Source organism: Paenibacillus etheri, from assembly GCF_001012825.1.
GTDB classification, from domain to species: domain Bacteria; phylum Bacillota; class Bacilli; order Paenibacillales; family Paenibacillaceae; genus Paenibacillus_AQ; species Paenibacillus_AQ etheri.
Map to the genome: position 1 here is coordinate 68583 of NZ_LCZJ02000015.1, position 14070 is coordinate 82652.

Below are 14070 nucleotides of genomic sequence, written 5' to 3' on the forward strand. Positions count from 1 at the left end.
TTGATAGAAAATATATCTTAGTTGGTAGGTGAGTCCGTGGATCATACTAAAGTTTTAGATATGGTTAATGATTTACTGTTAAGAGTGGAACAGGGATACGTAGAGAGACAAATAGGAGAACCGTATATGTGCAATGGAATGGGTGATGGTGCCCTAACATTTCGTGGAATAGATAATGTTAAAGCATTTACTGACACTGTTGAGTACATGTGGACCAAAGACAGAGAGATTTATGACACTATTTCACGAGATAGAGTACGCTCTGAATTATTCATATTAGTCCGAAAGTGTGTTGATGAGGGTAAACTGATCTTAGACTACATAAAAGATTTGTTTAAAAATCTCAAGAGTGAGCCAATCTATTCATTCGAAGTATTGTATCATTTGTATGGTGCGGAATATTTTAAAGGTCACCCATTAATAATAGGACCGTACACAATTTATAATACAAAAACTCATCGAGAAAATTTACTGGAGAAATATCCACATGGTAAAGTTGAACTAGATGATTTAGATGAAATATCCTTAGAAAGTGAAGTTATTATTGGTGTTGTCGAAAAAACTAGAGATGCATCGAGAGCTAATGAAAAAGCGCTTTTGAGGTTAAGACAGTTTGAAGATACTATCCGATTTATGATCGGTGACATAGAAAAAAGATATGATGTAGGTATTTTTAATTTTAATGTATTTAAAAGAACAACAGGCATTCTTCTTTCAGACGAGATCACTAGTTCAACGAATAAGATGAGTGGGGCGATTAAGCCCATTCATCTTCATAAGTTTCCGATTAATGATCCGGAATATGGTCATGATAGATTATGGGAGATACTCGGTAAAAAAAATCCGACTGAATTAGAAAAGCGTATTATCTCTGCTATAGCTTGGTCAGGTAAAGCCTTACGGGATGAAGAACAAGCAAGAGCCTTAACTCAATATGTTTTTGCTTTAGAGGCTTTATTACAGTTTCAACAGAAAGGTTCTATGGTGTCACCTTCAATTACTTATCAAATGGCGGAATTTGCTGCTTTCATTATTTCAGATGATTTGAATGATAGACTAAAAATAGAAAAAATGATTAAAAGTATTTATGGAATACGATCTGCGATTGCACATGGTGGGAGCCATGAGGTTAGTGAAAATGTTATTTATGAAGTGTTCTCCTTATTAAAAAACCTGATTACAACACTTGTGAAAAATGAGACGTTTAAAGATTTTCAAACTATAGAACAAGTAGGAGAATGGGTTAAAATTAAAAAATATTCATAGCAAACGGTTTTACAAAACAGAATAATATTTGCTTGACTTATCAACTAATGAAAAACGATCACACAAAACTCTCCGTCTAATTATAGGCGGTTTTTCTTTTGCCCAAATTAAAAGGAGGACGCTTGAACGTCCTCCCCATCACCCAGGGTATCCCCCGGCTGAGACAGCGGCGCGCCACGCGTGGCATTTTCGGACATCCGCTGTCTCGCATTCCATCATAACGGAAAGTCGAGGGGTACGTAAATGGGAACACGAGATGAAATTTTATTGCAGCATGAGCTTGAAGTTATGGCTGGTATCCTAGAAAGCAAGGCTCAGTACCGTAAGATCGTTAAGGCTGGCATTGCAAAGTGGGTCAAGGACTTCCAGGACGGGCGGATTGAGATCAAGACTGTGGACGATCTGAAGAAGCTGATTGAGATAGATATTGAACTACAGCGAGAAGAACTGTGATTTATGGTAATTGCTTTAGAGGTATACTTTGATATTATTGTTTGTAAAATTTAAAGGTAATGCTTTCCTTTTTGTCGAAACATGAGACGAGGTGAATAACATTGGATGAGTTAATCGATAAAATCGTCGCGTTTAGAGACGAAAGGAATTGGAGTCAGTTCCATAATCCTAAAGACCTTGCTATTTCATTGAATTTAGAGGCAAGCGAACTTCTTGAACTGTTTCAATGGAAAAGTAGTGAAGAGGCCGTAGATCAGAAAAGAGACGAGATTCAAGATGAGTTGGCAGACGTAATGTACTACGCCTTGCTAATGTGTCACGATCTTGGAATTGATCCAAGGCAGGTATTGCTTAATAAATTAAAGAAGAATGCTGATAAGTATCCTGTTCATAAAGCATTCGGATCTAATAAAAAATACACTGAACTATAGGGAGATTTCAATGCTTTATTATTTCACTGCCTGTGATAAAAATGCTAGAAAGCATTACGAAGATACAGTTGCTAAACCATATCTAATTGCCCCTCTTCTTGAGAAAATAGACCCTGCAGTACAAAATGAGCTGATGACTCAAGGCTTAGATCAACATGTTCATATGTGGGGAGCTGTACCAGGTCCTTCAAATAAAAAACGTTGGAGCAATCTTAAGGTCGGGGACGGGGTTTTGGTTTATGTCAAAGAGGGTTTTAGGTCCTACGCGAAGGTAGTAGTCAAAACAATCAACAGGGAAGTTGCTGAGTATATCTGGGGAACTGATAATGAAGATAGAACATGGGAGTATATTTACTTTCTTAAAGAAGTGAAGTCAGTTAATTTTTCAAAAGAAATGTTCTCATCGTTCTTTGGATATAAGACGAACTTTATACCACAAGGTTTCAGTAATATTGAAGAAACAAAATTTCAAATTCGTATGAAGAAATACCCGAACGTTGATGCATTAGTTAATGATTTGAATAATAACTTTTTAATGTCCGATGAAGACTTGGAAGATGGGGACTATCAGAACTCATTAGAAACTGACTTCAGAAAAGTTGAAGATAAACCAGAAGTTCCAAAAAAGAAGAAGAAACAAAGAATTTTAAATGGAGTCAAAGTATGGGATAGAGATCCTAAAGTAGCTCAGAGAGCAATTAAAAAAGCTCTATTTCAGTGTGAATTCGACATTAATCATAGTACCTTCATTTCAAGTGTGAGCAAGGAAAATTATGTTGAAGCTCATCATTTAATACCAATGAAATTTCAAAATGATTTTGAGAATGTATCTCTTGATACTGAAAGTAATATTCTTGCTTTATGTCCTAATTGTCATCGTATGATCCATCATTCTCGTCCGAAAGAGAAAAAGTTGCTGCTAAAAGAATTCTATGAAAAACGTAAAGATCAACTGCACAATCTTGGTATTGAGTTTTCTTTAGTAAATTTAAATAACTTTTATGGTATGAAATAATTCCTATTGTGAGCAGCTCTTAAATGAGCTGCTTTTTTGTTGGAGGTGAGGTGGTGATATGTAGATGGTCAGAGCACGAAGTCCCGAGAGGGACAAGGCAAGACAGATGTGGCTGGAGAGCAGCGGGACAATGAAGCTCAAGGACATTGCCGCTGCTCTTTTTGTTGGCGAAAATAAGGTGCGTAAATGGAAGTCAATTGATCATTGGGAAAAGGAACTCAAAGGGAACGTTCCACCTGTATCTAAAGGGAGCGTTCCAATTGAAATGAAAGGGAACGCTCCACATCGCGGCGCTCCCAAAGGGAACAAAAACGCAGTCGGTAATTGCGGCGGTGCTCCCCCAGGCAATAAAAATGCCAAGGGAAATAGCGGCGGATCTGGGGGACCTGTCGGAAACAAGAAGGCCGTCACTACTGGTGAGCATGAAACGATCTGGATGGACACCCTGACTGAAATCGAGCAACAGCTAATCGATCAGGTGGACACCGACCCTATCAATCAAGCGAATGAGTCTCTTTACCTCCTAGCGATCCGTGAGCGCCGCATGATGCACCGGATCAAATCCCTGATGGATGGGTTATCCGAGACCGAACGCAGCGTGCTCTACGAAATGAAGGCCATCAAGGAAGTCGCGGAGATCCATGATGAGAAGACCGGCATTACGAAGAAAATCCCGCATAGCCGTAATGAAATGATGGAGTCTAAGATTGAGGAGAAGGGCTTCCGCAAACTGGACGACATCGTGAAGTTGGAAGAGGCTCTGACTCGCATACAAGATAAGAAGATCAGAGCTATCGAGCTCAAGAACCGCCTAACTGATGACGAGAAGCGTATTCGCATCGAAACCATGGAGTATGAGTTACAGATGCTTCGTGGCGGGGGTAAGGAAGACTTCGAAGACGATGGCTTTATGGATGCGCTGAAAGGTAGGGCGGCGGAGGTGTGGAACTATGGCGAAGCTTAAACTCAAGCCGCCGGCATTCAAATGGGCTCCATTCTCCAACAAGCAACTTAAAGTTCTGACTTGGTGGATGCCAGAGAGCCCGCACCACGATAAAGATGCAATCATCTGTGATGGTTCCGTCCGGGCCGGCAAGACGGTCTGCATGTCATTCTCCTATATAGCCTGGGCAATGGACACCTTCCGAGGAGAACAGTTCGGCATGTCAGGAAAGACCATTGGTGCGCTACGACGTAACGTGGTCGGTCCACTGAAACGCATGTTGGCCAGCCGTGGGTATCATGTTCATGACAATCGATCTGAAAATGTTTTGACTGTGACCCGGGGCTTAATAAGCAACCGGTTCTTTTTATTTGGTGGACGAGATGAAAGTTCTCAGGATCTGATTGCCGGGATAACGTTGGCCGGTATGTTTTTCGATGAGGTTGCCTTGATGCCGAAGTCCTTCGTTGACCAAGCGACTGCTCGTTGTTCCGTAGATGGTGCCAAGCTCTGGTTCAACTGCAACCCGGCAGGCCCGTATCACTGGTTCAAAAAGGAGTGGTTGGACCAGCTGCAGAAGAAGCACGCTCTGCATCTGCACTTCACAATGGAGGACAACTTGTCTCTCTCCGAGCGTGTGCGGGAGCGGTACCGACGGATGTACAGTGGGATATTCTATCAGAGGTACATCCTGGGGCTTTGGGTAATGGCAGAGGGAGTGATTTTCTCTAAGTTTAATGATGCAGTTCATAAGAAACCCAGAGACTGGTTCCCGGCCAAGTTTGATCGCAAGTTCATTTGTATTGACTACGGGGCCAACAACCCGACGGCATTTCTGAAATACGGAGTCCGAGGGAACGTCTATTATGAGCTGGATGAGTATTATCACAATATCCGCCATAAGGGAGAGAAAACGAATGGTGAATATGCGGATGACCTGGAAGCCTTTCTTGATGGCGATGAGTATTCAATCTTCATCGACCCGTCAGCAAAGGCTTTTATTATTGAACTGAAGAAGCGGGGGATCAACAATATCCGTGCTGCTGTGAATACTGTACTAGATGGTATTCAGACGGTATCCAACCGATTTCAGAATAATGAACTTTATATCTGTGCTGATAACACCAATTCCCTTCAGGAGTTGGTGTCTTACGTTTGGGATGAAAAAGCTGCTGAACGCGGCGAGGACAAGCCCATTAAGCAAAATGACCATACCTGTGACGCGCGTAGGTACGGTATCCATACGGATTATCTGCTACAGCGTGTGAAGCAGCGTAAAAAAGAGAGAGAGGAGCGATCTGATAATGATGTGGGGTGGGTGTAAGGCATGAGTGGCGAGGCACAGTGGTTCCAAATATCAAAAGCAGAGGAAAGGCATATTCCCTCGAGCGCACAGCTACCGGATAGTTTTGAAAACCTATACGATCAGCACGGGCTGCTGCCGTTTCCGCCAGGTAATGACCCTGCTTCCTGCAAACTACTGGTGAAAAACAGCAACATCATCCCACAGTGCATCGAGGCGTACAAGCGAAACATTGCTGGATATGGTATTGCTTTGGAGTACCTCCCTGGTGAGAGTGATCAGACCGCGCAGGAGGAGTGGAACAAGGCTGATAAGTTCTTGGAGACCTGTAACCTGGAGGATACGCCGGATGAGATTATCGGCTCCTTGATTGAGGACATCGAGAGCAGCGGGAATGCAAATGTGGAGGTCGCCTGGCCTGCCGGCAGTGAGTTCCCGACACTCTACCGAATCAATCCGAAATTCGTTCGTTGTACCCGGGAGACGGATAAGGTGACGATCAAGCGTAAGCGGCTGATTCGGTCATTGAAGAAGGTTGAGGAGTTCTCACAGGACATCTACGCTCGGAGATATGCGATGAAGCGCGGGCAGTCGGTGGTGTGGTTCAGGCCGTTCGGAACAGAGGGCCAGGGCAATCAGATCATCTCCCTGAAGCTGGGGAATGACGGCCCCTATGGGGAGCCGCGCTGGTTCGGAAATGCTCCGGGGGTGGTCGGCAGCCGGGAGGCAGAGGAGCTGAACGTTTCCTATTTTTCCAATGGACGTATGCTCTCCATGCTGCTGACTGTGACCAATGGCCGACTGACGAAGCAATCAATGGAGTTGCTACGGAATGTAAAAGGTTCGCAATCCCAGGGTGGCATCTTGTACCTGGAAGCAATCGGAGAAGAGACCGGCGGGCCGCTGGATGAGAAGGTCGAGAAGGTGACCATCAAGCTGGACAAGCTGAATGATCTACTGCAACAGGATGCCTTGTTCCTGGAATACGGGAAGGACAAGAAAGCCGATATCCTCTCCGCGTTCCGGCTTCCGCCAATTTTGGTAGGTCAGAGTTCCGATTATAACCGTGCAACAGCGCAGGCCGCGCTGCGGTTTGCAGAGGAGCAGGTCTTTGAGCCTTACCGCAAGTGGATCATGGACGAGATCTTTAATAAACGCTTATTCCCGGCTATGGGCATTTTCCGTGTACGGGCGACTTTGCGTGGACCGCGCATTATTGATCCAGAAGACCGCAAGGCGCTGCTGGACTTTATCGCAGACCGAGGCATTATGTTGATCAGAGATTTAATCCCGATCGCTGAAGAGGTACTTGATACAACGGTCGATGAGTCAAAATACACTGATGAATATTTGGATACACCGATTGCTCAACTGATTAATAGTCAGCCTGCATTAACTGTGCCAGAGCCTAACTCTGATGTAGACAATCTGCAAGAGCAGGTATCCACCATTGCCAAGCGTCTGTTGCGGCAGAGTCATGACGAGGTAGTCGGTCATGTGTAAGGAATGCTGGGAGCGAATCGCCAAAGCGGACGATACAGAGTTTCTGGATAGCCTGGAGCTCACCCATGCGGAGCGGACGGTGCTAGAGGAGCTGTACAAGCATGGTGAAACCCGAATAGTTGAAATCCTTGAGCTGCAAGGGAAGGCTCTGCATGATGCGATCCTGGAACTTAGTGAGGAGTTGCTGATTGATATTGGTGAGCTTGGGAAGGTTCTGCTGTCGGTTCAAAGCGGGGATCTCTTTACAGTCCAGTTTGAACAAGCGGTGTATGATGCTTTCACTCCAATGTACCATTTGGCTGGTGAATCGGAGTTGACGGTGTTGAACACCAACAAGACCTGGTCCACCAAAAACAAAGCGGCTTCCCGATTTGCGAAGAACCTCAAGAAGCTGGTGCCAGATATGAACGGCACCAGCGCGGATGTCATGACTCGGGCTTTTCAGAAAGCTATTAAGGAGGGAAAGACCCCTTCTGAGCGAGCGCTTTTAGTACGAGAGATAAGCGCAGCGGCCGCTAAAGGTGATGCTGGTCCATTCAACATGGAGAGGGCCATTACCGTTTCTCGTACAATGAGCACGGCAGCGGCCAACGGCGGTAAGATGGAGGGTTGGAAGCAATCTGAGGTGGTCACTGGTAAGAAGTGGAGGTCTTCCAAGGGCGATCGGACCCGTAAGACACACCGTAAAGCCAATGGCCAGGTGCAGCCGCTGAACAAGCCTTTTGAAGTCGGTAAGAGTAAGTTGATGTTTCCGGGAGATCCTTCTGGACATGCTGAGGAGATTATCCGCTGCCGGTGTACGATGCAATCTGTAATGGAATGAAAAAGGTAATTTCCCAACTAATCTTCTTCTTTTAGTTAATATGAATTACAAAAAAAGTGGAGGGGATTATTTTGAATGAGGAATAGAAGACTGAGTAAATAGAGTAATAAACTGATGATGATCATTAAGCGAACGGGCAGGATAACGCAATACTTATATGGAATATATTTGAAACATCAAATACTATGAGGAGTGAAAAATTTGCGGTATAGGGCTTGTTCTCTTTGCATTATTAAAAGAAGAGAATCAATATTACTTGAACAATTCCCGGAAGAAGATGGTATCATTACATTTCGCCCAGTTGGTGGCACGATTGAGTATGGGGAAGATAGCAAATCAGCTGTAATACGCGAAGTAAAAGAGGAAATTAATATTGATATTATTGAACCAAAATTGATAGGAATTATCGAGCACATCTTCCCTTGGTACGGAGAAATTGGGCATGAATATGATTTTATTTATGAAGCGAGCTTTAGTCGAATGGATGACTATAACAAGAATGAATTTGAAGGGATTGAGGGGGACAAAAAGTTTATAGCTGTTTGGAAGAGCTTAGATGATTTTGAAGAAAACCTTCAGTATAAACTTGTTCCTGACGGTCTTTATGAGATGCTTACAAGTGGGCAAATTTCTGATATTAAACATATTAACACAAAAGATTTATTGGCTTTTAAAGGGTCTTCATTAACCTAACGGGAAACTATAGTCAATAATGAGATGGCTACCGAGAGGTAGCCCTTTGTTCAACTAATGGGCAGTTTAGCGTACTACTTTAAAAAAAGTTCTTATTCATTCATGATACGGTTTCACCGTAAATTAACCTACAACTTATCAGAAGAATGCTGGAGTTGGGCGAAACAGGATTTTACATCATCTCATGTCGAAGAAGAGTAGAAGCAGACTACTTCGCTGAAAGGAGCCATTGCGGCATGATTGTGATCCCTGATACTTTTATTGAAAGAATGCACGAACTCTACGGTAAGCAAGGCATAGCATGGGCGGAAGTGCTGCCTGGGTTGATTACCGACTGTGCAAGCCGCTTCGACTTTAGTCCAGAAGCTCCATTTTCCAATTTATCCTATAACTTCGTACTCCGCGCAAAGCGCAGTGATGGGAAGCCAGCAGTCCTAAAATCATCTTTCATGAAGGACGAGCTTTCTAGGGAAGTTAGTGTGCTTCGTGCCTATGAGGGCCGGGGGGCGATTCATGTGCTAGATGCAGACGAGGAGTGGGGCGTGGCCCTGCTGGAGGGTGCCGACCCTGGCACACCGTTGTCGACAATTGAGGATGATGCGAGTGCGACGGATATCTTTTGCGAAGTATTTCGCCGCCTTCACCTTCCTGCACCAACCGGTAGTCTGTACCCGTCCATGAAGCAACACTTCGCGGCAATCGAGCGATACCGCGAGCGATTCGACGATGTAAACACTGCAGCGCCACTGCCTGAGAGCTGGGTGGAAAATGCCGAAGAATGTCTGGCGTATCTCATTACGACCACGAGAGAGAATCTACTACTGCATGGAGACCTGCATCATGAAAACATCCTCCGCCAAGGAGAAGAGCAATGGGTTGTCATTGACCCCAAAGGCATCATCGGCGATATCCATTTTGATACTATCCAGTATCTGCTTAACTACGTTGATCGAGGTGGTGATTGCGAGCAGGTGCTACGGGGCCGGATTGCGATTATGGCCGATCGCCTTGGCCTGGACCCTCGCCGAATCGCGATGTGGGGTGTGGTACGAGGCGTGCTTGAGGCGTGCTGGACGATTGAAAACGGAGGGCCGGATTGGCATAGAGGCATCCAAATAACGGAGCGCTTCGCCAAATACCTGGATTGAGGTCTATCCAAAAAGTAGGCCCGAGCCGTCGATCAATTGCTAACATTAGGGTATTCTCCGCCAACCTTCGTTTAGCTAACGGGACACGATAGTTAAAAACCGGCGGTAGTCTAGGGCAATTTTTGTCCATGATTGCCGCCGTTCTATTATTAGGCTCAGTCTATTATTTGTTTTACGAAGTTTGACACCATTATAATTCGAAATCTGCAAGGAGTCATCAATAATAGCTTCTTTTTTATTGAAAGGAGGTGAGAACAGAACATGAGCTATAAACTGAAAGATGCTAAGATCACGCACATCTCTCTAGTAGACAAGGGAGCTAACGGAGTGCCGTTTGCCATCATTAAGGCTCAAAAAGCCAATCAAGCCGGTGCTATCCAGAAACAAGTCCAGATCGCCAAAATCGACGACGATAAGCGGATTGTCAAAGGCGTGGTTTATCAGCCGGATGTGGTAGACGCACATGACGATCAAATGGATGAAATAGAGATTGAGAAGGCAGCCCATCTCTTTATGGAGAAGCAGCACACCTACAACATCGATAAACAGCACGATCTCGAAGTCGACAAGGGATTTGTCATTGAGTCTTATATTGCTCCCTGCGACATGACGCTCGGTGATCAGCAAATTGTGAAGGGCTCCTGGGTGGCAGCGGTGAAAGTTACTGACGACGACACCTGGGAGGACATTAAGAAAGGCGGAATCACCGGATTTTCCATGTGGGGTGTTGGTAAGCGTGAGGAGATCGAGGAGGAAGAGGAGGTATCCAAGGGAATCTTGAGCCGTATAGCTAAAGCGCTGGGCCTGATCGAAAAGGGCGCGGTCGCTGATAAATACCATAAGAACCGGAAGAACCGAGAATTTTGGGCGGCGCAGGATGCCCTCAACTCGGTTCTTTTTAATTGGGACAGTTATAACAGCGGGATGGAAACCGATGCTGAAACCATTCGAGAGGCGCTTCAAGATTTTGTAGATATTGCGCAGGATGTGCTGACCAAGGAAGACATCGTAAAAGCCATTGGCACACCTTCAGAACAGATTACGAAAGCTGGTAAGAAAATTTCCGCTGGCAACCTGAAGCACGTAGATGATGCGATCGCTGCATTGACCGAACTTAAAAATAAAACGGCTCCTGTAGAGCAAGAGCCCGAGGAGGATGACGATTTGAAAGCTGAAGATATTGCCAAGGCCATTACGACCGCAATGGCCCCGATCGCCAAGCAGGTAGAAGGCCTGACGGCAGAGATTGCGGAGCTAAAGAAAGAGGAAGGTGTCGAAGGTGACCAACCTGCAGGCGGTGCAGCTTCGACTGCGACCGCAGAAGAGACTGCGATAACCGACGCCATTGCCAAGGCTCTTGAACCGCTGAGTCAGCAGATGCAGACGCTGGCAGCTGACGTGCAGCTGGTAAAGAATAGCCGTGGTGCTTCCGTGCAAGGTGATGAAGAAGAAATCAGCAAATCAGAAGGCGCCGTTAGTTTCGGACGCTTCCTGTAATTCGAAGGAGGAATGCAAATCATGAGAACAAACGGAAATATTGCTCGAACCAGCATCCAGAAATCAACTATCGTCACACCTATGGACCAAAACGCTCTAAATTATGAGGAAGTCGAAGCCTTCACGGATATGGCATACGAAGCTAATGGCTTCCTAAAAGGTATTCGCCATGAGAATCGAAAGAGTTCCAAAGGGACCATTGACAAAGTCGGTGTACGTGGCCGTAACATGCGTAGTAAAAAAGAGAATATTATGGCTTCCAACACGCCTGGTCTGACCTTTCCACAGATTCCGTATTCAGTGGAGCCAGTAATTGTTCCATTTGATATTACTGAGGAATTTATTCGCCAGACTCAGCGGGTACGTGGCCAAAACGCAGAGGATATCATCATGCGGGCTATGGCAAACAACTACGGTGAGAATATGCAGGACATCGGCTTTAATGGTGATAAAGCAACCCCGAACACTGATCCGGATTATGAGTTTCTGAGCATAAATGATGGTTGGTTGAAAAAGGCGCGTACCACTGGTCATTACTTAGATTGGAAAACACTTTCGGCTAAAGAGAAAACTGGGGTTTTGTTTGAGGTGGAGCGGGCGATCCCGACCCGGTACAGAGCCGGCGGCGTGTTCAAATTTTTCTTGCATCCAAATACTTTCAGCGAACGTCTTCAGATGCTGGCCGAGAAAGACACCAGTGCATCCATTCAGCTGCAGATCATGGGCGGTGTGAAGAAGATCAATGCTTATGATGTCGAAGAGGTCTGGAGTATGCCTGAAGGTGCGATTCTCTTTACGTATCAGCCGAACTTCGCCATGGTTCACACCTACGATATGCAGATCCGGAAGACGACTGAGGGTAAGGAGGCAATCTGGACTGATAAGCGTTTCTATGCGATTCATTCCGACTTTGATGCCATCTTCGAAGAGCCGCAAGCTCTGGCCTACGTGGAAGGGGTGGAATTCTAATGCCATACGTGACCTACAGAGGCAAGAACGCCTCACTTCGGCTGTATAGTATTCGTTTTGAGCCGGCTAAGCCGGTATTGGTGGAAGATTCAGTTGTGCTAGAAAAACTGCATGAGCATCCTGACTTTGAGGTCAAAACGGAAAAGATCATTCCACTGGAAGATTTGTCTCTACCGCAACTGAAGGATAAGGCGAAGAAAGCCGGTATTGAAGGCTTTGCGGATATGAAGAAGCCCGAGCTTATCAATGAACTAAAGGCACTAGAAGGCGGCGGTGTGCCCGATGCTGACAGTAACACTCCTTAAGAGCCGTAGCCGCGTCAGCACCGTGCAGGAGGCGACTGGTGAACAGCTTGAGCAGTATATTGATGATGCACAGACCCGGATTGAGCTGTATTTGCCTGTTCCTTTTCCGGAGGTGGCAGACAAGCAGCTCATGTTGGCTTGGGTCAAACTGGCGGAGTCACTGGCTCTGCAGGATAGCGAAGAATACCTGGCTTCCGTTGCCCGCGGTTATTCAGCGGAAAGTGACGGCGCTTGGACATATACCCGACAGGCAGTTGAAGGGAAGACTACAGGCAATGCTGATGTGGACTCTATCCTCTTCCTGTGGGTCAAGAAGCAGCAGGCCGGGCCGGATGATGGGAACATCACGGCCTATTTGCTATGAATCACCGCATGAATACACCGCTGGCAGTGTACCGGGTCGGTCGTCAGCAGGATGCGGACAACCTATTCAGCGATCGGAAAGCAGGAAAGATCGCAGATTTGAAATGTTTCGTTGTTAAGACGCAGACTGATGCCAAAGCAGATTCCACTCCTGTCATATACATTGTCAAAAAGACAATAGGTGTGCCGAAGACATCGGACGTCCGAATAAGTGACGAAGTACTACTATTCGGACGCCGGTATCTGGTGATTGACTCTAACCCACGCCGTTACTGGCGTGAGTTATTGGTGACTTGTGAGGTGAAGGGCAGTGAACATGCATGACTTTGATGGTTTAGCGAAGAAATTCAAAAAGCTGAGCGACGAAGGGATTAGTCAGATCCTTAAGAACATTGCTGAGGCTGTGGGCGAAACACTTTTGAACCTGGTCATCGATGAGATTGATAAACAGGATCTGATTGACACTGGATTGATGTGGAACTCCTTTACTCGTGGAGAGGACAATAACATTTGGGAATGGGATGTTGACCGCAATTCTATTACTATCGAAGTCGGTTCTAATCTTCCTTATGCACGCCATCTTAATGATGGTTACACCATCCACAAGGCTCACTTTGTCCCAGGCTATTGGGCAACGAATGGAACATTTGTCTACGATCCCAGGGCGAAGACCGGATTTATGGCTAAGCCACGGTCGTTCATTGGTAGGCATTACTTTGACATCGCTGTTCAGCAATTGGAGGGCGGGATGAATGCACTGATTATGAAGCGGCTGGAGAAAGAGCTGGGGAGGATGCTGTCATGATGGATATGGGATTGAAAGCCTGGGCAGAAATCGTGCAGCGGATATACCCCGAGCTGCCGATTCTTCGAGATCGTTCCCTTTGGCTGGCAGGGCAGTTTGATCGTCCGAGTGTGTTCATTGAGACGGATCTTGTCTCTGACAAGGCTCATACTCCACAGGCAGATCGAATCGTAGAGGATGTAGGGTTAGTCTTTCATTACGACATCGACCATAGTGTGGTAGAGGAAGACGGAGAGCCAATTCCCCTAGACTTATCTCCCTTCTTCCTTTACCTCCGCCAGCGACGATTCTGTGTGGTTTCGCATCGCTTTGGAATCATAATGGTGATCGAGGCTCCACGCACGCGGCCGCAGAATGATCGGATGGAAGTTACGTTTCGGTATTCATATCTCCTACATGTTCCAAAGCTGCTTGTAAATGGCGATGGCAGTCCAGTTGATAAGATCAACGAATTTTTTATTGAACAAAGTTGAACTTAAGATTATCTTTTTTAGAAAAATGGAAATTATGTGCAACGAAATTCTTCTGTTTTCGTTAATATGTAAAGATGGGG

General features: G+C 45.7%; 17 protein-coding genes. All 17 read left to right on the forward strand.

Features of this window, described 5'->3' with window-relative positions; genetic code table 11:
- The first annotated feature begins 36 nt into the window (after nucleotides 1-36).
- The 17 genes from UQ64_RS03355 (at nucleotide 37) to UQ64_RS03435 (ending at nucleotide 13990) form a co-directional block, all read left to right on the forward strand.
- Nucleotides 37-1266, forward strand: a complete 1230-nt coding sequence (locus UQ64_RS03355) for a HEPN domain-containing protein (RefSeq protein WP_156417432.1) — start codon at nucleotides 37-39, stop codon at nucleotides 1264-1266.
- Nucleotides 1267-1509: 243 nt separating this feature from the next.
- A complete protein-coding gene (locus UQ64_RS03360) occupies nucleotides 1510-1719 on the forward strand; it encodes a hypothetical protein (protein ID WP_060622099.1) in 210 nt (69 codons plus the stop codon).
- A gap of 101 nt (nucleotides 1720-1820) precedes the next feature.
- Nucleotides 1821-2150 carry a nucleotide pyrophosphohydrolase gene (locus UQ64_RS03365; protein WP_060622100.1) on the forward strand — a complete coding sequence of 110 codons (330 nt, stop codon included), beginning with the start codon at nucleotides 1821-1823 and terminating at the stop codon, nucleotides 2148-2150.
- A 10-nt stretch (nucleotides 2151-2160) separates the two neighbouring features.
- Entirely contained in the window at nucleotides 2161-3165 is a 1005-nt protein-coding gene (locus UQ64_RS31945; RefSeq protein WP_245237842.1) for an HNH endonuclease, read from the forward strand.
- A gap of 64 nt (nucleotides 3166-3229) precedes the next feature.
- The gene (locus UQ64_RS03375; RefSeq protein ID WP_060622101.1) at nucleotides 3230-4129 is read left to right on the forward strand and encodes a phage terminase small subunit-related protein; all 900 of its coding nucleotides are present in this window, start codon (nucleotides 3230-3232) and stop codon (nucleotides 4127-4129) included.
- A gap of 67 nt (nucleotides 4130-4196) precedes the next feature.
- Entirely contained in the window at nucleotides 4197-5432 is a 1236-nt protein-coding gene (locus UQ64_RS03380; RefSeq protein ID WP_425339566.1) for a PBSX family phage terminase large subunit, read from the forward strand.
- A 3-nt stretch (nucleotides 5433-5435) separates the two neighbouring features.
- Nucleotides 5436-6914, forward strand: coding sequence for a phage portal protein (locus tag UQ64_RS03385; protein ID WP_060622103.1), 1479 nt, complete (start codon nucleotides 5436-5438; stop codon nucleotides 6912-6914).
- Nucleotides 6907-7737, forward strand: a complete 831-nt coding sequence (locus UQ64_RS03390) for a phage minor head protein (RefSeq protein ID WP_060622104.1) — start codon at nucleotides 6907-6909, stop codon at nucleotides 7735-7737. The genes UQ64_RS03385 and UQ64_RS03390 overlap by 8 nt, the downstream gene beginning before the upstream one ends.
- Before the next feature lie 201 nt (nucleotides 7738-7938).
- Nucleotides 7939-8430, forward strand: coding sequence for an NUDIX hydrolase (locus UQ64_RS03395; RefSeq protein ID WP_060622105.1), 492 nt, complete (start codon nucleotides 7939-7941; stop codon nucleotides 8428-8430).
- A 155-nt stretch (nucleotides 8431-8585) separates the two neighbouring features.
- A complete protein-coding gene (locus tag UQ64_RS03400; protein ID WP_167348452.1) occupies nucleotides 8586-9578 on the forward strand; it encodes an aminoglycoside phosphotransferase family protein in 993 nt (330 codons plus the stop codon).
- 261 nt (nucleotides 9579-9839) lie between these two features.
- Entirely contained in the window at nucleotides 9840-11075 is a 1236-nt protein-coding gene (locus UQ64_RS03405) for an XkdF-like putative serine protease domain-containing protein (protein ID WP_060622107.1), read from the forward strand.
- A gap of 21 nt (nucleotides 11076-11096) precedes the next feature.
- Nucleotides 11097-12044, forward strand: a complete 948-nt coding sequence (locus UQ64_RS03410; RefSeq protein WP_060622108.1) for a P2 family phage major capsid protein — start codon at nucleotides 11097-11099, stop codon at nucleotides 12042-12044.
- A complete protein-coding gene (locus tag UQ64_RS03415; RefSeq protein ID WP_060622109.1) occupies nucleotides 12044-12349 on the forward strand; it encodes a Rho termination factor N-terminal domain-containing protein in 306 nt (101 codons plus the stop codon). Before UQ64_RS03410 ends, UQ64_RS03415 begins: the two co-directional genes overlap by 1 nt.
- Entirely contained in the window at nucleotides 12327-12713 is a 387-nt protein-coding gene (locus UQ64_RS03420) for a hypothetical protein (RefSeq protein ID WP_060622110.1), read from the forward strand. Before UQ64_RS03415 ends, UQ64_RS03420 begins: the two co-directional genes overlap by 23 nt.
- Nucleotides 12710-13036 (forward strand): hypothetical protein, encoded by a 327-nt coding sequence (locus UQ64_RS03425; protein ID WP_060622111.1) that lies wholly within the window; start codon nucleotides 12710-12712, stop codon nucleotides 13034-13036. Before UQ64_RS03420 ends, UQ64_RS03425 begins: the two co-directional genes overlap by 4 nt.
- A complete protein-coding gene (locus tag UQ64_RS03430) occupies nucleotides 13029-13517 on the forward strand; it encodes an HK97 gp10 family phage protein (protein WP_245237845.1) in 489 nt (162 codons plus the stop codon). Before UQ64_RS03425 ends, UQ64_RS03430 begins: the two co-directional genes overlap by 8 nt.
- A complete protein-coding gene (locus tag UQ64_RS03435) occupies nucleotides 13514-13990 on the forward strand; it encodes a hypothetical protein (protein WP_060622113.1) in 477 nt (158 codons plus the stop codon). The genes UQ64_RS03430 and UQ64_RS03435 overlap by 4 nt, the downstream gene beginning before the upstream one ends.
- Nucleotides 13991-14070: the final 80 nt, after the last annotated feature.